Here is a 21,462-nt window from a genome sequence, read left to right on the forward strand (position 1 = left end):
GACGGCGAGGTCTCGATCGATGACGTTACCCCTGCGATTTGGCGTATGGGCGCTCACCCATGGCAGCTGGGCCTCCCGACATCATCCCGCCGATCCGCCCGATGCGTCCTGGAAACGCGTTCGTGCCCAGATTTTGAAGGCCGAAGCGCTCGGGTATGACTCCACGCTGCTTGCGCAGCACATCATTCATCCGAGCGGTGACGACCAGGATCTGCTCGAAACCTGGACCGGCGCGGCGGCACTTGCCGCCCTGACCGGCCGGATCGAGCTGATTGCCGCGATCAAGCCCTTGCTGGTGCACCCGGTCGTGCTCGCGAAGATGGCGCTGCAGATCGAGAATATCAGCGAGGGGCGGTTCGGCATCAACCTGGTCAATGCGTGGTACCGTCCGGAACTGGAACGTTCGGGAATTGGCTTTCCCGATCATGACGATCGCTATGCCTATGGGCGGGAGTGGGTCGAGATTGTCGAGCGGCTGACATCCGGCCATCGCGTGGATTTCCAGGGTCGGCACTTCAGCATCGAGGCCTATCAATTGCGTCCGCGCGACCAGTTCCGGCCACGACCGGCGATCTATCTTGGCGGCGAGTCGGAGGCGGCACGGGCGCTCGCGGCTCACGCCGCGGACGTCTATTTCATGAATGGACAGCCGCTTCAGGATATTCGCGCTCTGATCCAGGATGTCGTCCGCAGGCCGCGTATTGGAGCGCCGATCCGCTTCGGGATGTCCGCCTTCGTTATTGCCCGCGAGACGGATGCTGAAGCAGAAGCCGAGCTGACGAAGTTGTTTGCTATCTCGGAGCAGGACAAGCTGGAGCGCGCCCGCTTGGTGGCGAATGCGGATCCCGAAGCGCAGATGTTCAAGACCGCGGCCAAGGAGGCAAGAGTCGGGACCAATGGCGGCACCTCGGCGCGGCTGGTCGGAAGCTATGACACGGTCGCCAGGCGTATCGTCGAGTTCAATGCGATTGGTGTCGAACTCTTCATGCTGCAATTCCAGCCGGTCGACGAGAACATGGCGCGATTCGCCGAACACGTGATCCCCCGCGTTCGGCACTTGCAAGGCAAGGCTGCAGCTTAACGGCGCGACACCCTGCGGGTCTCGCCATCGAGGACTTGCAGGGTGTCATTGCATTTCGCCAACCGAAACGTTTTCCGCGTCGCGCTGCATCGGCAGCAATCGTCTATTTCAGCAGCGCAATTTGACATGGACACGAAATCATCGCGACCATAACGTTTTGAAGACGTCAAAGACGAAATTGCGCGGTTGATGCGCGAACTTGAACGCAGAATTCTTCGAAGGTAGTCCCGATGAGCTTTCGTCCGTTGCATGATCGTGTGGTGATCCGCCGCATCGAGGAGACCAACAAGACCAAGGGTGGAATCATCATTCCCGACACGGCGAAGGAGAAACCTCAGGAAGGGGAGGTCGTCGCCGTCGGCGGCGGGGCGCGGGATGAAACCGGCAAGCTGCATCCACTCGACGTGAAGAAGGGCGATCGGGTCCTGTTCGGAAAATGGTCTGGAACCGAGGTCAAGATCAATGGTGAAGATCTGCTGATCGCCAAGGAATCCGACATCCTCGGCGTGATCGCCTAGACCTCGTCATCAACAACACCTCAACGATGTCAGACCGCGCAGTCTTGCGCGCGGCAGGGACAGTTTTGCTCGAAGGACAACACATATGGTTGCAAAGGATGTGAAATTCTCGACCGATGCCCGCGATCGCCTCTTGCGAGGCGTCGATACACTTGCCAACGCCGTCAAGGTGACGCTCGGCCCCAAGGGGCGCAATGTCGTCATCGAAAAGGCATTCGGGGCTCCGCGGATCACCAAGGACGGCGTGACCGTCGCCAAGGAGATCGAACTCGAGGACAAGTACGAGAACATCGGTGCGCAGCTTCTGCGTGAGGTTGCCTCCAAGACCAACGATCTTGCCGGCGACGGCACCACGACCGCGACCGTGCTGGCGCAAGCCATTGTTCGGGAGGGCGCAAAGGCCGTAGCAGCAAGCCTCAATCCTCTCGATCTCAAGCGCGGCATCGATCTGGCGGTCGCCGAAGCGATCAAGGATATCGAGAAGCGGGCGCGAAAGGTCCAGTCCTCTGAAGAAGTCGCCCAGGTCGGCACGATCTCGGCGAACGGCGATGTCGCGGTCGGAAAGATCATTGCCAATGCCGTCAAGAAGGTCGGCAATGACGGCGTCATTACCGTCGAAGAGGCAAAGAGCCTCGACACCGAGCTCGATGTCGTGGAGGGTCTCCAGTTCGACCGCGGTTATCTGTCACCCTATTTCGTCACCAACGCGGAGAAATTGCTGGTCGAGTTCGAGGATCCCTATCTTCTGATCCATGAAGCCAAGCTGAATTCGCTGCATCCCTTGCTGCCGGTGCTTGAAGCGGTCGCGCAGTCCGGCAAGCCCCTGCTGATTGTCGCCGAGGATGTCGAGGGCGAGGCGCTCGCGACCCTGGTCGTCAACAGGCTCCGCGGCGGACTAAAAGTGGCTGCCGTGAAGGCGCCAGGGTTCGGCGATCGGCGAAAGGCACAGCTCGAGGATATCGCGGTCCTAACCGGGGGGCAGACGATCTCGGATGAGCTCGGGATCAAGCTCGAGAATGTGACGCTGTCGCAGCTTGGCCGTGCCAAGCGCGTCCGGATCGACAAGGAAAACACGACGATCGTCGGCGGCGCCGGCAAGCGCAAGGATATCGATAGCCGGATTGCCCAGATCAGGGCGCAGGTCGAGGAGACCACTTCGGAGTATGACCGTGAGAAGCTGCAGGAACGCCTTGCCAAGCTCTCGGGCGGCGTTGCCGTGATCCGCGTCGGTGGCGCGACCGAGGTCGAGGTCAAGGAAAAGAAGGACCGTGTCGACGACGCGCTCAACGCCACGCGAGCGGCAATCGCGGAAGGCATTGTGCCCGGCGGCGGCGTTGCGCTGTTGCGGGCAAAGGCCGCCATCGGCCGGCTTAGCCATGGCAATGCCGACGTGCAGGCGGGAATCAACATCGTACTCAAGGCGCTGGAAAGTCCGATCCGGCAGATCGCGGAGAATGCGGGCGTTGAGGGGTCCATCGTGGTTGGGAAGATCCTGGAGCAGCGATCGCCGACCTTCGGCTTCAACGCACAGACCGAGGAATATGTCGACCTGATCGAGGCTGGCATCGTCGACCCGGCGAAGGTGGTGCGAACTGCATTGCAGGATGCGGCCTCGGTCGCCTCATTGATCGTGACCACGGAAGCGTTGGTCGCCGAACTGCCAAAAGACAGGCCAGCAATTGCGGCTCCCGGGGCGGGGGGAGAGTTCTGAGCAGCCAGCCGGCAGTCTCGCCGGTCGATTGATCAGAACGGGGCTGTCACGAGGAGAAACGACCAAACGGCGGCTTTGGTTGGGTCTCCCGCGACAGTCGCCTCCGCCGCCAAGGGACGAGCCTTCCTGGCCGCAGCAAGAAGGGAAGACAGTGTCACAAGAGAGCCTGTATCGTTCGTCCAAACTGAGCCGGCCATGGCGATATTTCTCGATTGGCCTGACGCTCGTTGGGTTGCTTGTCAGCGTATCGCTGGTTTCGGCCGATGATAGACCGCTCAGAATCGGGCTCGCGACTAGCATATCGAACCAAGCCGCCGAGATTGCGGCGCGCGAAGCCAAGGCGCAGGGCCTGAACGTCGAACTGATCGAGTTCAACGACTGGAATACGCCAAATCGCGCGGTAGCCGAAAAGGAGATCGACGCGAATCTGTTCCAGCATGTCCCATTCCTTGAATTCAGCATCAAGAATGTGGGCTACGAGCTCGTTCCCGTCGCGGCGGCTTTCAGTACTCCGTTCGGACTTTATTCCAAGAAGTTTAAGTCGATACCAGATCTCCCGGACAATGCCCGGATCGCGATCTCGAGTGATGCAGTGAACACCGGTCGAGCGCTGCTGCTCCTGCAGCGAGCCGGCCTGATCGAGCTCAAGCCGGGGGCCGATCATCGTGCAAAGATCGAGGACATCGTCACATACCGCAAGCCATTGAAGCTGGTCCAACTCGAAGGTCCGCAGATTGCGCGCTCCCTTGATGACGTTGACGCCGCAGCAACCTATCCGACGTTTGCGAGGCTTGCGGGGCTCGATCCGTCCTCGGGCCTGATCTTTGAGAATGACCCGATTTATGCCTTTCAGTTCGTGACGCGGCCGGAATTGAAGGACGACGCGCGTCTGAGCCGTTTCATAGCGGTCTATCGCGACTCCGAGGCTGTGCATGCCAAGTTGCGTGAGCTTTACGGATCGCTCGTGACCTTTCCAGGTTCGTAGGGAAGCAGGATGGTCTCGATTTCCCGACGAACCTTCGTCACGGCAACCGTGGCTGCGCTCGCGGCGCCGGCTGGCAATGCGTGGGCGCAAGAGGGCACTCCCCGTGCGGGAGGGCGGCTATCCTTCGTGATCCAACCCGAACCGACCAGGCTGGTGTGCTTCAATACGACGGAGGGGCCGGCCATCCAGGCTAGCACCAAGGTCGTTGAGGGGCTGCTGACCTACGACTTCGAGCTCAATCCCAAACCGCAACTCGCAACGGCCTGGAGCGTCAGCGAAGACGGGTTGCAATATCGTTTCGAGTTGCGGCGGAACGTGAAATGGCATGACGGCCAGCCGTTTAGGGCAGCGGACGTTGTCTATTCCATCGGTCTTCTCAAATCCGCGCATCCACGTGGTCGTACGACCTTTGCCAACCTGCTCGAAGCCGGTGCGGTCGACGAGCATACGGTCGTGCTTAAACTGTCGAAGCCGGCGCCGTATCTGCTCTATGCGCTGGCGGCGGGCGAGTCTCCGATCGTTCCGCGTCACATTTACGACGGCAAGGGCGATCCGCTGCAGAATCCCAACAATCGTGCGCCAATTGGGACCGGGCCCTTCGTCTTCAAGGAATGGGTGCTCGGCAACTATGTCGGCTATGTCCGCAATCCGAACTATTGGGACAGCCCGAAGCCATATCTTGACGCCTTGCTAGTTCGCGTAATTCCTGACGGGGCTGCGCGCGCCGTCGCATTTGAAACCGGTGAGCTCGACCTCGGTGGATCGACGCCCGTTTCGCCGCTGGACCTTGAGCGCTTCCGCACCCTTCCGCATCTGGGCCAGGAGACGCGTGGTTACGAATACTCTCCGACGCTCTACGGCCTGGAGTTCAATCTGGATCACCCGATCCTGAAGAGCCAGCAAGTTCGAAAGGCGATCGCGCATGCGGTCGACCCCGCCGTGGTGCTGAACGTGGCATGGTACGGACTGGGAGAACGGACGGTCAGCATCGTCAGTCCGACCTTGAAGCGGTTCTACAACGCCAAGGTCCCGACATACCCTTATGATCCGAAGGCAGCGGCCAGGCTCCTGGACGAAGCCGGCTTCCCCTTGAAAGGCCGTTGGCGGTTTGCGCTGACGCACGACTTCCAGCCGTTTGGCGAGAACTTCAAGCGCAGCGGCGAAGCCCTGAAGAGCGCGTTGGCCGCCGTCGGCATCGACGTAACCGTTCGCGGGCAGGATTTTCCAAGCTATCTGAAGCGGGTCTATACCGACCGCGACTACGACTTCACCTTTCATCCCTTCACCAACATGTTCGATCCGACGGTCGGTTTGCAGCGGTTCTTCACCAGCGACAACTATCGGAAGGGTGTGGCCTTCACCAATGCGAGCCATTATTCCAATCCGGAGGTCGATCAGCTCTTTGCCCAGATTGCCGTCGAATCCGACGCGACCAGGCGCAGGGCGCTGATTGATCGCTTTCAGGAGGTTGTCGCGGATGAGCTTCCGGTGCTCCCCTTGATGCTGAGCAAGCCCGTGACGGTCTACAACCGGCGCGTAGTCGGGCACACCATCGATAGTGTCGGTGTGCAGGGCAATTTTGCGGAAGTCTGGCTGCGCGGCTAGGTCGGGCCCGATACTGCGGTTATCTCGGCGTGATGGCATGCAACCCGCTGGCCGGAGGGGGCGCTGCGCAGCTCAGGAGACTGCTGCTTGCAGAGCTCCGTTGCGAGCGGACAGCGTGGTTGGAAGCGACAGCCCTTGGTCGCGTTGCGTGGGTCCGGCGGGTCGCCCCGCAGGGGCGCCGCATAACGGCGCCGCGTGGGATCCGGAACGGCGTCGATCAGCGCGCGGGTGTACGGATGCAGCGGATTCCTCCAGATTTGCTGATGGCTGCCGGTTTCGACGATGCGCCCGAGATACATCACCAGCACCCGATCCGACAGATAACGCACGACCGAGAGGTCGTGGGATATGAAGAGCAGCGACAGCTTCAAGTCACGCTTGATGTTGGCGAGCAGATTGAGGATCTGGGCCTGCACTGATAGATCCAGCGCGGACACCGGCTCGTCGCAGATGATCAGATCCGGTCCCAGGACCAGCGCTCGTGCGATTCCGATGCGCTGACGCTGGCCGCCCGAAAATTCGTGCGGATAGCGTGCAACCGTGTCCTCCGGCAAGCCGACCTGGGACAGGATTGCGCTGACCCGCTGGCGTCGGTCGGCGCGTGAGCCTACGCGATGGACGTCGAGCGGTGCCAATAGAATATCGCCGATGGTGTGGCGCGGATTGAGCGAGGCAAACGGGTCCTGGAACACCATCTGCAGCCTGCGTCGGTAGGCCCGCAGTCGCCGCTCCGGCAGCGCGGTGAGATCCACGCCGTCGAACGCGATACGGCCGGCCGACGGTTCGACGAGCCGCAGGATCGTCTTGCCGAGGGTCGACTTTCCGCAGCCGGACTCTCCAACGAGACCGACTGTCTCGCCTGGCGCGATGTCGAGCGATACGCCATCCACCGCGTAGAGCGGCGCAGTACCGACCCGATAGGTGGTCTTGAGATTAGTAACTGACAGCAGCGTCATGATGCAGACCGCGAGATGATTTAGAGATATCGACATGGCAGGCAATGCGCCGTCCAATCGCAGCGTCGCGTTCGTACGGGACATTGGTCCGGCACTGCGTCAACCGGACCGGACATCGCGGTGCAAAGGGACAACCTGCCTGGGTTGCCGCGGACGCGATGTTGCCGGGAATCTCCGACAGCCTAGCGCTTCGATAGTGCAGATTTTCGTGCAATCGCGGAGATGCCGCGAGTAGCCCCTGCGTGTAGGGATGCAAGGGATGCTCGAACAAGACGTCCGGTGGCGCCTCCTCGACCTTCCGGCCGGCATACATGACGACGACACGGTCGGCCCATTGGCCGACCAGACCGAGATCATGGGTGATCAGCAGCAGCGACAGCGACAGTTCGCGGCGCAGGCGATCAAGCAGCTCGAGCACCTGGGCCTGGATGGTCACATCGAGCGCGGTGGTCGGCTCGTCCGCGATCAGGATCTTCGGACGGCACGCCGCCGCGATCGCGATCATGACGCGCTGGCGCATGCCACCCGACAGTCGGTGCGGATGATCATCCAGGCATCGCTCAGGGTTGGGAATGCGCACCAGATCGAGCAGCTCGGCCGCTTCGCGTCGCGCCTGTGCCTTCGACAGGCCGCGATGCACCTGGAGAACCTCCGCGATCTGTCGGCCGATGGTCAGCACCGGGTTGAGTGACGTCATCGGTTCCTGGAAGATCATTGCGATATCGCGGCCACGTCGGCGACGCATCTCGACCTCGGGAAGCGCGAGTAGATCTTCGTCATCGAGGCGCACCCGACCGGAGGTAATACGCGCGGTGCTGGGGAGCAGGCGCATCAGCGCCAATGCCGTCAGGGATTTTCCGGAGCCGGATTCGCCGACGATGGCAAGCGTCTCCGCCGGCGCCAGGCTGAAGCTGAGGTTCCGCACCGGCGTTGCGCTCGGAAAGCCGATGGTGAGATCGCGGACGTCGAGCAGGGGTGCCATCCTATCGCTCCCTGCTGAGACGCGGATTGAGCACGTCCGTCAGCCCGTCGCCGATCAGGTTCAGCGAGAGTACGGTCAGGACGATGACGAGGCCCGGAAGCGCGGTGAGATACCACGCCGTTCTGATCAACTCGCGTCCGGAGCCGATCATGCTGCCCCAGCTCACGACATTCGGGTCGCCAAGTCCGAGGAATGACAGCGCCGCCTCCATCAGGATCGCGGTCGCGACCATCACCGACGTGGTCACGATGATTGCCGGAAGGGCATTGGGCAGGATCTCGCGGACGACGATGCGGGTGTCGCTGAAGCCGAGACTGCGTGCCGCCATGACGAACTCCTTTTCGCGCAGCACCCGAAATTCGGCGCGGACCAGCCGTGCGATGGTCGGCCAGGTGACGAGCCCGATCGCCCAGGTCATCGTCGCAATCGAAGGTTGGGCGATAGCGACCAGCACGACGAGCAGGATAAAGCTCGGAATGGTCTGGAACAGTTCGATGACCCGGACGAGGAAGTCGTCGATGCGGCCGCCCCGATAGCCGGCGACCGCACCCACCACAGTGCCGACCGTCACGCCGATCGTCGTGGCGACAAAGCCGATCAGGAGTGAAATCCGTGCTCCATGCATCAGGCCGGCGGCGACATCGCGTCCCAGCGAGTCGGTCCCAAGGGGATAGGCGAGATCCTGTCCCGGCCACAACAGGGGACGCGCAACCATCGACAGAGGATCGCCGGGATAGAGAACCGGAGCGAACACAGCCGCCGCGATGATCACCAGCAGCAAGACGGTGCCCGCCACGAACGAGGGATTTCGTCGCAGACGGTCAGGCAACCAGGATCGCTGACGGCCAGCGTCGATCGCGATCACATGCGTGTCGGGCGCATGAATATTCGACCATTCGGGGCGGTCCGGGACAGGCCGCGGCCGATCATCAGCGGAGTGCTCGGTCGGGCGGGTGGAGTCCAACGTGGCGTCGGTCATGGTCAGCGCGTCTCGATGCGTGGGTCGAGCCAGGCCTGCACGAGATCGACCGTGACATTGGCGATGATCACGAGCAGGGAGGAAAGCAGGAGAATTCCGAGCAGCACGCTGAAGTCGCGGCTCATCACCGCCTCGAAAGCGAGGCGGCCGAGGCCGGGCCAGCTGTACACCGTCTCGACCACCACGGCGCCGCCGAGCAAACCTCCGAAGTGCATGCCGGCGACCGTCGTGACCGGCAACAGGGCGTTACGCAAGACATGACGCACTGTGATCGTGAGTGGAGATAGCCCTTTCGCGGCTGCGGTGCGCACATAGTCCTGTGCCTGGGCTTCGAGCATGGCGGCGCGAGCCAGTCTGGAGTAGATCGCGATGTAGAACAGCGACAGCGAGACTGCGGGCAGAACCATGTAGCGGGCACGATTGATCAGCAGATCGAAGCCGCTGATGTCAGCGCCGATCGTGGCCGCGCCGCCGCTCGGCAACCACCCCAGCTTGACGGAAAACAGCAGGATCAGCATCAGGCCGATCCAGAACCCCGGGATCGAGTAGAACAGCGTGACGACGATCGAGATCACCCGGTCGGGCCATCGGCCGGCGAACGTAGCCATCACGATGCCGAGCGCGATGCCGCCGGCGACGGCGATGACGAGCGCCGTCGTCATCAATGCCACGGTGCCGGGCAGTCGCTGGCCGATGATGTCGGCGACCGGAAGGTTGTAGCGCGGCGAATAGCCGAGGCTCAGATGGGCGAGATTGTCGAGATACGCCACGAGTTGCAGCAAGACTGGCTGGTCGAGGCCGAAGCGGGAGCGGAGCGCGGCGACCGTTTCCATCGTCGCCGATCCGGATTCGCCGGCAAGCACGTCGGCTGCATCGCCGGGCGCGAGCTGCAGCAGAAAAAAATTGATGACGATGATTCCGATCACCGTCGGGACCGCCTGCCAGATCGTGCGGCGAAAAGTCTTTCCGATGCGCTGGATGCCTGACATGTTTGTTCTAACTTTCGCGCCGTGTCGAAAAAATACGTGTGCTCATGCGTTCGCTCGTCACGTGTCGGGAGTACCGAGATCGCGCAATGTGGAACGTGCCGCGCGGTTGACAACGGCAAAGCCCGCCGCCAACGTCGATGCATTCACGTGCGATCGTATCGATGTTGCGGATGCTCCACGGACGGCACGTATCACCACGACGGACATGACGATGACGATAGTGCACAAGCCCGGCGACATTGTTGGCTGGCCGCTGTTTCCGAGCCCGAGCCAGTTTCCGGAAAGTCCTTTGTCGAAGTCGCTGAAGCAGCCGTTGCTGCTTGGCCTGTTCCTGCCGATCCAGGCCGGTGGCTGGAGCGCGTCGACCTTGCCGCGCTCGACGACGTGGACGTTCGACTACAATCGCGATCTGACGCTCAGTGCGGAGTCCTTCGGCTTCGATCTCGTGTTCGCGCTGTCCCAATGGCTGCCGAAGGGCGGCTATGGCGGCGTCTTTACGGGCGAAGCGCTCGATTCGTTCATCACTACCGCTTCCCTTGCCGCTGTCACGTCGCGGATCATGCTGATCTCGACTATCCACGTGCTCTACGGACCGATCCATCCCCTGCATCTCGCCAAATACGGCGCCACGCTGGATCATATTTCGGGAGGGCGCTGGGGGATCAATGTCGTGACCGGGCACCGTGCGATCGAGCACGAGGCATTCGGCTGGAACCAGATCGAGCATGACCGACGCTACGAGCTGGCGGCCGAGTTCATCGAAGTGCTGCAGCGGCTGTGGGGCGACAAGGAGAACTTCTCTTTCGAGGGAGAATCTCCCTGGCGCCTGAGCAATGCGTTCGTGACTCCCAAGCCGCGTTTTGCGCGTCCGATCCTGGTCAACGCGACCGGATCGGATGCCGGCATTGCGTTCGCGGGCCGCTACTCGGACATCGTCTTTGTCACCAGTCCGGCGGGTTCGTCGTTTGCGAGCGCGATCGAGGCGCTGCCGCCGCATGTCCAGCGCGTGAAGCAATCCGCCATCGATGTCGGACGAGAGGTGCGGACGCTGCTCAATCCGATGGTCGTCTGCCGGGAGAGCGAGCGTGAGACCTGGCAGTATCACGACGCTATCGTCGACCATCTCGATCCGGTCGCCAGCATGCAGAACTTCGCGAGCGATGCGCATGCCTGGAAAGGGCGCGTCGGCGTCGATGCGCCGAAGCGGCGCGCCATTGGCGGCAATATCGAGGTGATCGGCACCCCCGAGCAAGTCGTCGAGCAGTTTGTGCAGCTCAAGAAGGCCGGGATCGACGGCCTTCAGCTCAGCTTCTTCGATTTCAAGCCTGATCTCGATTTCTTCGGTCGCCGCGTCCTGCCGCTGATGGAGCAGGCCGGACTGCGCCATGCCGTGCCGAAGCTCGAGGTGGGTTGACCGGGGTTCCATGAGGTCAGGCGGATGCGGCTTCACGCGTCCGCGCCGCCGCATGGGGCCGGAAGCTTGCGGCAGGATGCGAGGACGGCAGGCGTGCCCGACCGGCGCCGAAGATTTTCTCCCGCAACGTCCCCGGAGCATATTCGGTCTTGTAGACACCGCGGCGCTGCAATTCCGGCACGACGAGCTCGGCGAAATCCCGATACCCGCCCGGCGTCACAGCGTAGCTGAGGTTGAAGCCGTTGATATCGGTCTCATCGACCCAGGCCTGGAGCTCGTCAGCGACTTCCGCAGGCGAGCCAACAATGACGGGGCCCCGGCCGCCGATGCCATTGTGCTCGATGATCTCGCGAATGGTCCAGGGGCGCTCGCTCCTGGAGAAGGAATCGATCATCGAGGTGACCGCGTTGTCCTTCTTCGCGGTCGGAAGGGGATCATCCAGGCTGTAGCGGGAGAGATCGATTCCGGTCCAGCCGGACAGCAGCGCGAGCGAGCCCTTGGGATCGATATAGCGTTGATAGTCGCGGTATTTGGCTTCCGCCGCGGCGTGGGTCTCTGCGACGATCACGGTCGTCAGGGCATAGAAGCGGATGTCGTGCTCGTCGCGGCCGAACGCCCGAGCGCGTGCCCGCGTCTCGGCGACGTTGGCCGCCGTGCGTGCCTTGGAATGCTCCCCCAGGAACACCGCTTCGGCGTGCCGGGCGGCGAAATCCTTGCCGCGATTGGAGGCGCCTGCCTGGAATAGGAATGGCGTCCGTTGCGGAGAGGGATGGACGAGGTGGATGGCGTCAAGCTTGAAATGCGTGCCGTGGTGATGAACTTTGCGGATGTGCTGCGGATCCGCGATCACACCTTTGGTGGGATCGACGATAATGGCCTCGTCGTCCCAACTACCTTCCCAGAGCGCATAGACGGCATCGAGGAATTCGTCGGCAAGATCATAGCGGGGGTCGTGCGGCATGATGCTGTCGCGGCCGACCGCACGTGACGCGGCGTTGGAGTAGCCGGTCACGATGTTCCAGGCGACGCGCCCCTTGGTCAGATGATCGAGGGTCGAGAAGCGGCGCGCGAGCGTGAACGGCGGCTCATACGATACGGGGGCCGTGACGCCGATGCCGAGATGCTCGGTGACATGCGCCATGGCCGAGACCAGCAGCATGGGATCGAGCTTCGGAATTTGCGCGCCGCTGCGCAGCGCCGCGTCGGCCGTTCCGGCATAAACGTCATGAATGCCGATGCCGTCGGCGATGAAGATCGAGTCGAACTTGCCGGCCTCGAGAATGCGCGCCACGTCCGTCCAGTAATCAAGCGTATCGAAGTCCAGCGAGCGGTCCTTCGGATGGCGCCATAGCCCGGGAGAAAGGTGAACCGGGCTGAAGATGGCGAAGCCGTTGATCTGGATTTGCTTGGGCACGACGGACTCTCTCGGCTACTGGAATGTGGACGGCTCGGGATGGACACCGGTGAGAAACCAGTTCCCGACATTGCGCGTCTTGTATTCGGCGGGATTGTGCAGCGTGTGGATGCGCACATTGCGCCAGAAGCGGTCATAGCCATTGGCAATAGTGGCGGAACGCGCACCCATCACCTCGAAGATGCGGCTGGTGACATCAAGCGCGACCTCACCGGCATGTGCATTGGCGCCGGCAATCACGACCGCGGCCTCGCCGCGCTCCTGGGGCGTCAGATCGCGGCCGCGCGACCAGACCCGGTCGAGCGTCACGGCCGCCTCATCCGCGAGCAGCGTGGCCGCTTTCACCCGCGTATAAAGCTCGCCATAGACCCGTCTGACCCAGGGATCATCGGTGTGCTTTTCAACGCCCGAATGAAGCCAGGGGCGGGACGTTTCCCGCGTATAGTCGCGCGCGGTGATCAGGGCGCCCTGCGCGCTGCCGATGAAGACGTTCAGCAGGGTGCTCTGCTGCAGGAAGGGCGTTACGGTCTGATAGGGACGGCCGCCGTCAGGCTTGTGGTCGAACACCTCGGTTCGATGAATCCGGACCCCGGTGTAGGTGACGCGCCCGCTTCCGGTTTGGCGCTGGCCGAAGCCGTCCCAATCATTCTCGATCCGGATGCCGTCCCGGTTTGCCGGAATGGCCGCAAAACTCCGTGCATTGGTGTCGCGATCTTCCCAGGCGACCTGCAGATAGTCCGCAATATGCGATCCTGATGTGAACGGACGAAACCCGTCCAATATATAGCCATCGGCATCGCGGCGACCGAACAGGCTCTTTGAGAAGCTGTTTGCGGTATTGCCCCAGAACCAATTGCCGGCAGCGGACCGCCGGAAGATATCGGCGGCTTGCTCGGCCGTGCCGCGCAGATGGGCGGCATGCTGGGAGCCGAAATGGTAGCCGTAGAGGTGCCCGAGGGCACCGTCTACCTTGGCAAACTCACGGGCGATCTTCAGCGCGGTCGACCAGCGTTCGCCGGCTCCGCCGAATTCCGTCGGTATCAACAGGTTGAGAAGGCCGCTCTCCTTCAGCAAGGCCAACTGCTCGAGCGGTTTGCCGCCGGCACGGTCGCGCTCGGCGGCGTCGCGCGCGAAGATCTCGCGCAACCGCGCTGCCTTGGCGAAATGGGGATTTGATGTATCGAGATCGAAACTCATGAGGATATCCCGTGCGAGATCAGCTTTGCAGCCAGACGTCGGCAAAGTTGGCGGACGGCCCGTCGATCGTCGTGGTGTGATCGCGGACCTTGCGGTTGACGATGGTCAGGTTTGGTCCCGTCACCAGATTGATGTCGGGCAGGTCGGTCGCGACGATGACCTGGAAGGCGTAGAACAGTTCCTTCCGCTTTGCCGGATCGCTTTCGACGGCGGCCGCCTCCAGCAGCCGGTCGACCTCAGGGTTGCTGTAGCCCGATCCGTTTGAGAAGGGCACGCCGGGTTTGAAGTTCTTCGACCAGTACAGCCGCTGTACGCCGACCGTCGGATCGAAGGAATGGCTCATGCCGTTGCTCATGAAGTCGAAGTCGCGGTTTGTGTAGGTTCGCTTGAACCAGGTCGGAACGTCCTGTGCGCGCAGCGTCACGCCGATGCCGATCGTGGAAAGCGCCTGGCGCGTGTAGGCGCCAAGTTGCTGATAGGTCTCGCCATAGGGCATGTAGTCATGGAAAACCTTGAAGCGCGTACCGTCCGGGCCGCGCGGCAAGCCTGCGGCGTCGAGCAACGCTTCGGCCTTCTTGGGAGCGAATTCGTAGTGCGGAATCCCGGGATTGTGGAATTGCTTCAGCGCGGGACTGATCGCGGCCGGTGCACTCTGGGTCCATCCGTAGAAAACGATGCGGTTGATCGCGTCGCGGTCGACTGCATGAGCGACGGCACGCCGGACCTCCGGCTTGGCAAAGTAGGGATTGGCGAGGTTGAACTCGAGCCGGTACACGATGGGCTGATAGTCATAGCCGCGTGTTTCGATCAGGAGGTTCGGGTTGGCCTTGAGCGTCTCGATCTGCCCGAGCGGCACCGGCGTATCAGGCGCGTAGTGGATCTCCCCGGTCTCGAGTGCAACCGCACGGGCGTTGGCGTCGGCGATGAAGCGGATGACGATGCGGTCGAGATAGGGCTTGCCCGGATCCCAATAATTGGGATTGCGCTCCAGCACGATGTGGCTGCCCTGTTTCCATTCCTTGAAAACGAAGGGACCAGTTCCAATCGGCGCGCGTTCATTGGGATTGGCCAGGGGATCGGTGCCCTCATAGATGTGTCGCGGCACGATCGGTGATTCTGAGGCCGTGAGGGCGGCGAGCAGGTATGGCGCGGGCTTGTCGAGCACGATTTCCGCAACATGCGGATCGGGCGTGCGCACCTCGCGAACCGAGGCCAGCGTGCCGCGGCCGCGCGGATGATGCTGCTTGAGAAGCTCGATGGAGTGCGCGACGTCTGCCGACGTGAAGTCGCGGCCATCGTGCCACTTTACACCGCGCCGGAGCTCGAACCGATAGCTGAGCCCGTCTTCGCTCTTCTGCCAGCTGGTCGCGAGCTGCGGGCGGGGATTGAAGTCCAGATCGAAGGCGACGAGCCCCTCGGTGACCTTTCCGCTCACGCGGGTGGTCGGGCCCGCGGTGTGCGTGAGGCTGACGAGGATGGGAGGCTCGGGCTGGATCACGACGTTCAACGTTCCGCCATGCTGGCCTTCATCGGCTGCGCGCGCCGAAGTCACCATTGGTCCGCCGACAAAGGCGCCGGAGGTCAACAGCAGAGCCTTTGTGATTTGCCGGCGCGTAAGCCAGTCCATTGCCGATCGCACGTCAGTTGTGAACACTGTGTCGCAATAATCCACCTCGAGGTCCGACAATCAATCCTACGGCGCGCTTCCTCGCATAATGAAAATTTTGCTGCTGCATGGGTGGCACGTCGCGCTCGCGAACGCGCGCCGTTGCTGTGAACAACAAAAGCAAATTCTCTGCGAAACATGATCAAGATTGAGGCGGTACAACTTGCGCGGCGGATCCGGCGAGATAACCTCTCCGTGCGCCGCGGTCTGACGCGAGGGCGCGATGTCGCTGGATCGACGGACCTTCAATCGCGGCCTTCTGGCTTCCGGCGCCGCCGGCCTGCTCGGTCCATCACAAGCGATGGCCGCCGATACGAAACCGGTACCCGGCGGCACCTTGAACTGGGTGTACTATCCCGACCCTTCCGCGATCATCGCGATCAACACGTCGTCGGGAACCGGGCAGACGATCGGCACCAAGATCAACGAAGGGCTCCTTGCGTACGACTACGATCTCAATCCGAGGTCGGTGCTGGCGACATCCTGGACCATCAGCGACGATGGCAGGCGCTACACGTTCCGGCTGAGACCGAACGTGAAATGGTCCGATGGACGGGAGTTCACGTCGGCCGACGTCGCATTTTCCATTGAGCGGCTGAAGATCGCTCACCCGCGCGGGCGCATCACGTTCGCGAATGTCGAGGCGGTCGAAACGCCGGACCGTCTGACCGCCGTGATCGTGCTGTCAAAGCCGGCCCCCTTCCTGATTTCGGCACTGGCCGGTGCCGAATCTCCCATTGTGCCCAAGCATATTTACGAAGCTCTCAAGCCCGAGGAACAGCCCCGGCTCGAGCAGACGATCGGGACCGGCCCGTTCCTTCTGCGGGAATGGGTTCCCGGCAGTCATCTTCTGTTCGTTCGCAATCCGAACTATTGGGATGCGCCGAAGCCTTATGTCGAACGCCTGGTGCTGAAGGTCGTGCTGGATCCGGCCGCGCGTGCGGCGGCGCTTGAAGCGGGCGAGGTCGATATCGGGGCGACGCCGGTGCCATATGGCGATATCGAGCGTTTCAAGATCGACAAGCGGTTCGTGGTCGACACCACGACCTACGCCTATTCGGGCCCACAGCAGCAGCTGTTCTTCAATTTCGATACGCAGATCCTGCAGGATCGCCGTGTCCGTCAGGCGATCGCCCATGCGATTGATCATCGGGCTTTGGTCAACGTCGTGTTCTTCGGCTACGGCCTGATCTCTCCGTCGCCGGTCAGCACGGCCCTGCCTAAGTTCTACGATCCGAAGATCCAGGCTTGGCCATTCGATCCGAAGGCGGGAGATCAATTGCTGGATGAGGCCGGCCTCAAGCGAGGTGCGGGCGGCATCAGGGCCAAGCTCAGGCTCACGCAAAATCCATTTCTGCCCGCGAGCTTCGCCGATTTCCTGCGCAATTCCCTGCGCCGAATTGGCCTGGACATCGAGATTCTGCGGTACGATCTCGCAACCTACCTGAATGTCGTCTATCGAGATCGGGCATTTGACCTGACGATCGAAAGCCTCTCCAACACGTTCGATCCGACGCTCGGCGTGCAACGCGCTTACTGGTCGAAGAATTTCCGCATCGGCCTGCCGTTCTCGAACGCGGCGCATTACAGCAATCCGGAGGTCGACCAGCTGCTGGAGGCAGCTGCGATCGAGCCGGATGCCGAGAAGCGGCGCGCGATCTGGTCCAAGTTCCAATCGATCATCCACGAGGGAGTGGCCTCCGTCGACATCGTCGCGGCGGGCGGCGTGATCATTGCCAACAAGAAGGTTCGAAACTTCGCTCCCGGCGCTGAGGGATTGAACGGGAGCTTCGCCGATCTCTGGATCGACCCGTCCGTCTAGGCCGTGACATCACATTCTTTTCCGTTCGCCTGCCTGCGCAGAAGAGAAATAGCGCGGTACGCGTCAAGAATGAAAATCTGTGAGATTGCGCAGGGCGATCATGGATCGTCATACTCTGACGGCACCGCCGGGCGGGTGATGGTGCGGCGAGGAACGTGTTGATGATCGCAAAACGCAAACTCTTCAGTCTCCTGCTTGCGGGGGCCGGTCTACTGTTCGGTTTGAGGTCGGGGCTTGCCGCCGATACGCTCACGGTGCGGATCGGATTTGCTTCCGTCGGTGCCGACAATCGCCAGTTCTCCGGCGGCTCGTCCGCGGCGGTTGCCCATTCCGAGCATTATCTCGATCGGGAATTGCACGACCGGCCGGACGTGAAGGTCGAATGGTATTTCTTCAAGGGAGCAGGCCCCGCGGTCAATGAGGCCTTAGCCAACAACCAGCTCGACTTCGCGATCCAGGGCGATCTGCCCGAGATCATCGGCCGTGCAAATGGCCTAAAGACCAGGATATTGCTCGCATCCGGTGCCCATGCGCCGATCTATCTTGCGGTTCCGTTCGGTTCGGCGATCCGAAGGGTTGCCGATCTCCGTGGCCGAAAGGTCTCCATTTTCCGTGGAACCAACAATCATCTCGCCGCCGTCAAGGTGTTGGCCGGCAACGGTCTCCAGGAGCGGGACGTTCAGATCATCAACATGGATACGGCCACCACGAATGCGGCGTTGACGTCAAAGGATATCGAAGCTGCGTTCGGCAACTTCCCGCTGGCCAGCCTCGCCGAGAAGAATATCGCGGAGATCATCTACACCACCAAAGGCGACAATCCGGCCTATGAACGGCATTCGACGCTGATCGGGCAGGATGCCTTTATCAAGGCGCATCCCGATATCACGCAGAAGATCGTCTCGGCGATCGTCCGTGCTGCGCGCTGGTCGTCGGACGAGGCCAACCGGGAAGCGTTCTTTGAGATATCGGCCCGAACAGGCTTTCCGGCGTCAGGATATCGCTTTGACTTCTCCAACCTAGAACTGAAGTATCGCAACACCCCGATTATCGATGCATCGATCATCGAGAGCTATCGCGTGCAAGCCAAACAGGCGAAGGAGTTCGGTCTGCTTCGCCGCGACGTTGACCTCAATGGCTGGTTCGACCGTTCATTCCTGGATGTTGCGCTCAAGGAGCAGGGTCTCGTCGGTTACTGGCAGGAATATGATGCGAGCGGACGGCCGCAGGCGGCGGGACAATGAACGTCGCCGCGCAACTGCGGACAACGGCATTCCCTGACCACGGGCAGGGGCGGCTGGAGGTGCGCAACGTCTCCAAGTCGTTTGTCGTGAATGGCGCGCCCGTTGAAGCGCTGCGGGACGTGTCGCTCGACGTCGCGGGCGGCGAGTTCGTCGTTCTCCTGGGGCCGAGCGGCTGCGGGAAGTCGACGCTGTTGCGGCTGATCGCCGGGCTCGAGCCGGAATTCCGTGGCAGCATCAGCCAGGATGGCAATGCAATCGCGGGGACGAGCCTGGATCGCGGCATCGTCTTCCAGGAGCCGCGACTGTTCCCCTGGGCAACGGTTTCCCAAAACATCGCCCTCGGTCTCAAGAATGCGCCGCTCAGCGAGCGGGCCAAGCAAGAGGCCGTTGCCGCGCATATCACGTTGGTCGGACTTGATGGATTCGCGCAAGCATATCCGCACCAGCTCTCCGGTGGCATGGCCCAGCGCGCGGCGATTGCGCGCGGCCTCGTCAATCGCCCTCGGCTGCTGCTACTGGACGAGCCCTTTGGTGCGCTCGACGCGCTGACGCGGGCGCGGCTCCAGGTCGAGCTACAGCGAATCTGGGCGCACGAGAGCATCACGATGGTGCTGGTCACCCATGATGTCGACGAGGCGGTACTGCTCGGCGACCGAGTCATCGTGCTCGCGCCTCGGCCCGGTCGGGTGTCGCGGATTTTCGCAATTTCCGCACCAAGGCCGAGGTCGCGAACCGATGATGATCTGGTCCGAATTCGCAACGATGTATTGCGCGCGCTCGGCGATGGTGAAGAGGACGGCTCCGAGGGTGCGCCGATCGTCGGCCCGGCATGAGTGATGCAGCGCTTCGCACGACACTTGAGCCTCGGACCACCGCGGTGGCGGGTTTTCGACGTATCTCCGGTCGCGTCAGCGAAGCGGTGTCTCGTCAGCTCATGAAGCTTGGCTGGTTGCTCATCCCGCCGGCCATCACTCTCCCGATCTGGATCGTCGGCACTGACCGCGGCTGGCTTCCGGAGCAGATCCTTCCGCGTCCCGGCGATGTGCTGCACACGTTGCGGGACATGATCGCAAGCGGCGAGCTTGCCCAGCATGCGGGCTACAGTTTACGGCGCGTCGCGTTGGGCTTCGCGATCGGTGCAGCTGCCGGCTTGGTCGTCGGCTCCGCCATGGGGCTGTCGCGGCGCGTGGACGACTATGTCCGTCCCCTGTTCACGGCGATCGCTCAGGTGCCGGCGCTGGCCTGGATTCCACTCGCGATGCTGCTGCTCGGCATCGGGGAGGGGCTCAAGATCGTCGTGATTGCGAAGGCGGCATTTGTGCCAGTGGTCATGAACACCAGCGCGGGCATCGCGAACGTGCCGAGGGCGTTCGTCGAGGTGGGAGAAACATTCCGCTTCACATCCCTGCAGATGCTACGCCACGTCGTCCTCCTGGGAGCGATACCGCCGATCTTCACGGGCCTGCGCTACGGGCTGACCCACGCCTGGATCGCGCTGGTCAGCGTCGAACTGCTGGCCTCGTCGGAGGGGCTCGGCTACCTCCTGGTCTGGGGCCGTCAGATGTTCTGGCTCGATACCGTGCTGGTCGCGATGATCGTGATCGGCGTGATCGGCTTCGTGAGCGACAAGATCCTCGCCGTTATCGAAGCCCGTCTGCAAACTTGGCGGATTGACGGTGCCCGGTAGCGCCGCTCTCGGATCACTCGGCCGCGGGCTGATCTTGCCGGCCGGGCTGCTGCTGACCTGGGAGGTCGCCAGCCATTCGGGCCTGGTCAACCGCCAATTCCTGCCGCCGCTCGAGCATGTGGGCGCCACAGCCTGGCAGGAGATGGCGAGCGGCGAGCTTCTAGAAGCGCTTGCCGCCAGCCTGCGGCGTGATCTTCTCGGATTTGCGCTCGGCTCCGGCGCCGGGGTGTTGATCGGGCTGTTGCTCGGCCTCTCCACAATCGCGGACCGCGTCGTCATGACCTGGTTCAACGGGCTGAAGCAGATCGCGCTCCTGGCGTGGATCCCGCTGATCTCGCTCTGGTTCGGTTTCGACGAGATGGCGAAGATCGTCTTCATCGGGCTCGCGGCGGCGATCCCCGTCATTCTCAACCTGGTCGAGGGTATTCACGCGACATCCCGCAAGCTGGTCGAAGTGGGTGAGATGTTTCGCTTCAACCGCGCGCAATTCATCCTTTATGTTTATCTTCCAGCGGCGATGCCGTCGCTGCTGACCGGGCTGCACCTTGCGCTGATCTATGGATGGCTTGCGACGATCGGCGCCGAATACTTCATGGCTGCCGGACCCGGTATCGGCGGCCTCATCATTGCCGGCCGCGAACGCTTCGACATGGATCTCGTGATGCTCGGTATCCTCGTCGTTGGCTCGGTTGGATTCCTGGTTGATCGCGGCGCAAGTTGGCTGGAGCGGCGATTGATCCCCTGGCATGGTGCTTCGGCGCGAGCCTGAGCTACAATCATCAAGCCCAAAGGAACCTGGCCAAGCTAGCCAACGTGTCCTGGAGAAGCACGCATTCGGCGCTCTTGTCGAAAGATGAGGAGTTTTCATATGTCGGCTCTTCTTCCTCGTCGGCGCGTACTTGCCTCGGGGCGCCAGGCAACTGTGGTCACAAATCCTTGGGAACTGCCGAGAAAATTATGCATGTGTCGATGCCCCGTCCATGCCAATGCAACCCAACTTTATCGCGCACTTTGGAATGGGCTGAGCTGCAATTTTGTAGAGTTTGGATGGCGGCTCTGGATTACGTATCCCCGTTGGTCCCGCGCCTCCTTCCTGAACTCGAGCGCACCCTGCGGCCCCGGTCCCCAGACTGGGGCCGTACCTTTTGCGGCTAACGAGAGTTGTTGCCCTGAGCTGAAAACCGGCAAGACGGCAACGCTTTTCTTCTGATC

The 21,462-nt window shown here is 62.1% G+C and carries 18 protein-coding genes; 11 read left to right on the forward strand and 7 right to left on the reverse strand.

Annotation, left to right across the window (positions count from 1 at the left end; translation table 11 throughout):
• Positions 1-19 precede the first annotated feature (19 nt).
• The 5 genes from AAFG07_RS06255 (at position 20) to AAFG07_RS06275 (ending at position 5,900) form a co-directional block, all read left to right on the forward strand.
• Positions 20-1,081 carry an LLM class flavin-dependent oxidoreductase gene (locus AAFG07_RS06255; RefSeq protein WP_342726469.1) on the forward strand — a complete coding sequence of 354 codons (1,062 nt, stop codon included), beginning with the start codon at positions 20-22 and terminating at the stop codon, positions 1,079-1,081.
• Positions 1,082-1,311: 230 nt separating this feature from the next.
• Positions 1,312-1,599, forward strand: a complete 288-nt coding sequence (gene groES / locus AAFG07_RS06260) for a co-chaperone GroES (RefSeq protein ID WP_021077051.1) — start codon at positions 1,312-1,314, stop codon at positions 1,597-1,599.
• 85 nt (positions 1,600-1,684) lie between these two features.
• A complete protein-coding gene (groL, locus tag AAFG07_RS06265) occupies positions 1,685-3,310 on the forward strand; it encodes a chaperonin GroEL (protein WP_342726470.1) in 1,626 nt (541 codons plus the stop codon).
• A gap of 151 nt (positions 3,311-3,461) precedes the next feature.
• On the forward strand, positions 3,462-4,295 hold the full coding sequence (locus tag AAFG07_RS06270) for a MetQ/NlpA family ABC transporter substrate-binding protein (protein ID WP_342726471.1): 834 nt from the start codon (positions 3,462-3,464) through the stop codon (positions 4,293-4,295).
• 9 nt (positions 4,296-4,304) lie between these two features.
• Positions 4,305-5,900: an ABC transporter substrate-binding protein gene (locus AAFG07_RS06275; protein WP_342726472.1), complete on the forward strand. Its 1,596-nt coding sequence runs from the start codon at positions 4,305-4,307 to the stop codon at positions 5,898-5,900.
• Here AAFG07_RS06275 and AAFG07_RS06280 read toward each other — a convergent pair.
• From AAFG07_RS06280 to AAFG07_RS06295, 4 genes are read right to left on the reverse strand one after another with little or no spacing between them, the layout of a single operon-like run.
• Positions 5,897-6,856 (reverse strand): oligopeptide/dipeptide ABC transporter ATP-binding protein, encoded by a 960-nt coding sequence (locus AAFG07_RS06280; RefSeq protein ID WP_342726473.1) that lies wholly within the window; start codon positions 6,854-6,856, stop codon positions 5,897-5,899. The two genes, AAFG07_RS06275 and AAFG07_RS06280, sit on opposite strands and share 4 nt — an antisense overlap.
• Complete coding sequence (locus AAFG07_RS06285) at positions 6,834-7,838, reverse strand: ABC transporter ATP-binding protein (protein WP_342726474.1); 1,005 nt, start codon at positions 7,836-7,838, stop codon at positions 6,834-6,836. The genes AAFG07_RS06280 and AAFG07_RS06285 overlap by 23 nt, the downstream gene beginning before the upstream one ends.
• A 1-nt stretch (position 7,839) precedes the next feature.
• Positions 7,840-8,817 (reverse strand): ABC transporter permease, encoded by a 978-nt coding sequence (locus AAFG07_RS06290; protein WP_342726475.1) that lies wholly within the window; start codon positions 8,815-8,817, stop codon positions 7,840-7,842.
• A gap of 2 nt (positions 8,818-8,819) precedes the next feature.
• On the reverse strand, positions 8,820-9,806 hold the full coding sequence (locus tag AAFG07_RS06295) for an ABC transporter permease (protein WP_342726476.1): 987 nt from the start codon (positions 9,804-9,806) through the stop codon (positions 8,820-8,822).
• A gap of 211 nt (positions 9,807-10,017) precedes the next feature.
• On the opposite strand from AAFG07_RS06295, the gene AAFG07_RS06300 reads away from it, so the two are divergent.
• Positions 10,018-11,220, forward strand: a complete 1,203-nt coding sequence (locus AAFG07_RS06300) for an LLM class flavin-dependent oxidoreductase (protein ID WP_168855541.1) — start codon at positions 10,018-10,020, stop codon at positions 11,218-11,220.
• Between the two features lie 16 nt (positions 11,221-11,236).
• Here AAFG07_RS06300 and AAFG07_RS06305 read toward each other — a convergent pair whose 3' ends face one another.
• From AAFG07_RS06305 to AAFG07_RS06315, 3 genes are read right to left on the reverse strand one after another with little or no spacing between them, the layout of a single operon-like run.
• Entirely contained in the window at positions 11,237-12,634 is a 1,398-nt protein-coding gene (locus tag AAFG07_RS06305; protein WP_342726477.1) for an LLM class flavin-dependent oxidoreductase, read from the reverse strand.
• Positions 12,635-12,649: 15 nt separating this feature from the next.
• Positions 12,650-13,831, reverse strand: coding sequence for an acyl-CoA dehydrogenase family protein (locus tag AAFG07_RS06310; RefSeq protein ID WP_342726478.1), 1,182 nt, complete (start codon positions 13,829-13,831; stop codon positions 12,650-12,652).
• Between the two features lie 19 nt (positions 13,832-13,850).
• Positions 13,851-15,458: an ABC transporter substrate-binding protein gene (locus AAFG07_RS06315; RefSeq protein ID WP_342726479.1), complete on the reverse strand. Its 1,608-nt coding sequence runs from the start codon at positions 15,456-15,458 to the stop codon at positions 13,851-13,853.
• A gap of 262 nt (positions 15,459-15,720) precedes the next feature.
• On the opposite strand from AAFG07_RS06315, the gene AAFG07_RS06320 reads away from it, so the two are divergent.
• The 5 genes from AAFG07_RS06320 to AAFG07_RS06340 all read left to right on the forward strand — a co-directional run bounded on the left by AAFG07_RS06320 (position 15,721) and on the right by AAFG07_RS06340 (position 21,019).
• Positions 15,721-17,319, forward strand: a complete 1,599-nt coding sequence (locus tag AAFG07_RS06320) for an ABC transporter substrate-binding protein (protein ID WP_342726480.1) — start codon at positions 15,721-15,723, stop codon at positions 17,317-17,319.
• A 161-nt stretch (positions 17,320-17,480) separates the two neighbouring features.
• On the forward strand, positions 17,481-18,563 hold the full coding sequence (locus AAFG07_RS06325; RefSeq protein ID WP_342726481.1) for an ABC transporter substrate-binding protein: 1,083 nt from the start codon (positions 17,481-17,483) through the stop codon (positions 18,561-18,563).
• Entirely contained in the window at positions 18,560-19,396 is an 837-nt protein-coding gene (locus AAFG07_RS06330) for an ABC transporter ATP-binding protein (protein WP_342726482.1), read from the forward strand. The genes AAFG07_RS06325 and AAFG07_RS06330 overlap by 4 nt, the downstream gene beginning before the upstream one ends.
• 101 nt (positions 19,397-19,497) lie before the next feature.
• The gene (locus AAFG07_RS06335; protein WP_342729067.1) at positions 19,498-20,250 is read left to right on the forward strand and encodes an ABC transporter permease; all 753 of its coding nucleotides are present in this window, start codon (positions 19,498-19,500) and stop codon (positions 20,248-20,250) included.
• The gene (locus AAFG07_RS06340) at positions 20,240-21,019 is read left to right on the forward strand and encodes an ABC transporter permease (RefSeq protein ID WP_342726483.1); all 780 of its coding nucleotides are present in this window, start codon (positions 20,240-20,242) and stop codon (positions 21,017-21,019) included. The genes AAFG07_RS06335 and AAFG07_RS06340 overlap by 11 nt, the downstream gene beginning before the upstream one ends.
• Positions 21,020-21,462: the final 443 nt, after the last annotated feature.

The organism is Bradyrhizobium sp. B097 (genome assembly GCF_038957035.1).
In the GTDB taxonomy this organism is placed as follows: domain Bacteria; phylum Pseudomonadota; class Alphaproteobacteria; order Rhizobiales; family Xanthobacteraceae; genus Bradyrhizobium.

What these genes read in the sequence shown, in the direction of transcription:
- AAFG07_RS06290 (WP_342726475.1), bottom strand. Translation starts at nt 8,817, where the DNA reads ATGACCGACGCCACGTTGGACTCCACCCGCCCGACCGAGCACTCCGCT.
- AAFG07_RS06335 (WP_342729067.1), top strand. Translation starts at nt 19,498, where the DNA reads ATGAAGCTTGGCTGGTTGCTCATCCCGCCGGCCATCACTCTCCCGATC.
- AAFG07_RS06330 (WP_342726482.1), top strand. Translation starts at nt 18,560, where the DNA reads ATGAACGTCGCCGCGCAACTGCGGACAACGGCATTCCCTGACCACGGG.
- AAFG07_RS06315 (WP_342726479.1), bottom strand. Translation starts at nt 15,458, where the DNA reads ATGGACTGGCTTACGCGCCGGCAAATCACAAAGGCTCTGCTGTTGACC.
- AAFG07_RS06325 (WP_342726481.1), top strand. Translation starts at nt 17,481, where the DNA reads ATGATCGCAAAACGCAAACTCTTCAGTCTCCTGCTTGCGGGGGCCGGT.
- AAFG07_RS06320 (WP_342726480.1), top strand. Translation starts at nt 15,721, where the DNA reads ATGTCGCTGGATCGACGGACCTTCAATCGCGGCCTTCTGGCTTCCGGC.
- AAFG07_RS06295 (WP_342726476.1), bottom strand. Translation starts at nt 9,806, where the DNA reads ATGTCAGGCATCCAGCGCATCGGAAAGACTTTTCGCCGCACGATCTGG.
- groL (WP_342726470.1), top strand. Translation starts at nt 1,685, where the DNA reads ATGGTTGCAAAGGATGTGAAATTCTCGACCGATGCCCGCGATCGCCTC.
- AAFG07_RS06255 (WP_342726469.1), top strand. Translation starts at nt 20, where the DNA reads ATGACGTTACCCCTGCGATTTGGCGTATGGGCGCTCACCCATGGCAGC.
- AAFG07_RS06310 (WP_342726478.1), bottom strand. Translation starts at nt 13,831, where the DNA reads ATGAGTTTCGATCTCGATACATCAAATCCCCATTTCGCCAAGGCAGCG.
- AAFG07_RS06275 (WP_342726472.1), top strand. Translation starts at nt 4,305, where the DNA reads ATGGTCTCGATTTCCCGACGAACCTTCGTCACGGCAACCGTGGCTGCG.
- AAFG07_RS06285 (WP_342726474.1), bottom strand. Translation starts at nt 7,838, where the DNA reads ATGGCACCCCTGCTCGACGTCCGCGATCTCACCATCGGCTTTCCGAGC.
- groES (WP_021077051.1), top strand. Translation starts at nt 1,312, where the DNA reads ATGAGCTTTCGTCCGTTGCATGATCGTGTGGTGATCCGCCGCATCGAG.
- AAFG07_RS06300 (WP_168855541.1), top strand. Translation starts at nt 10,018, where the DNA reads ATGACGATAGTGCACAAGCCCGGCGACATTGTTGGCTGGCCGCTGTTT.
- AAFG07_RS06280 (WP_342726473.1), bottom strand. Translation starts at nt 6,856, where the DNA reads ATGACGCTGCTGTCAGTTACTAATCTCAAGACCACCTATCGGGTCGGT.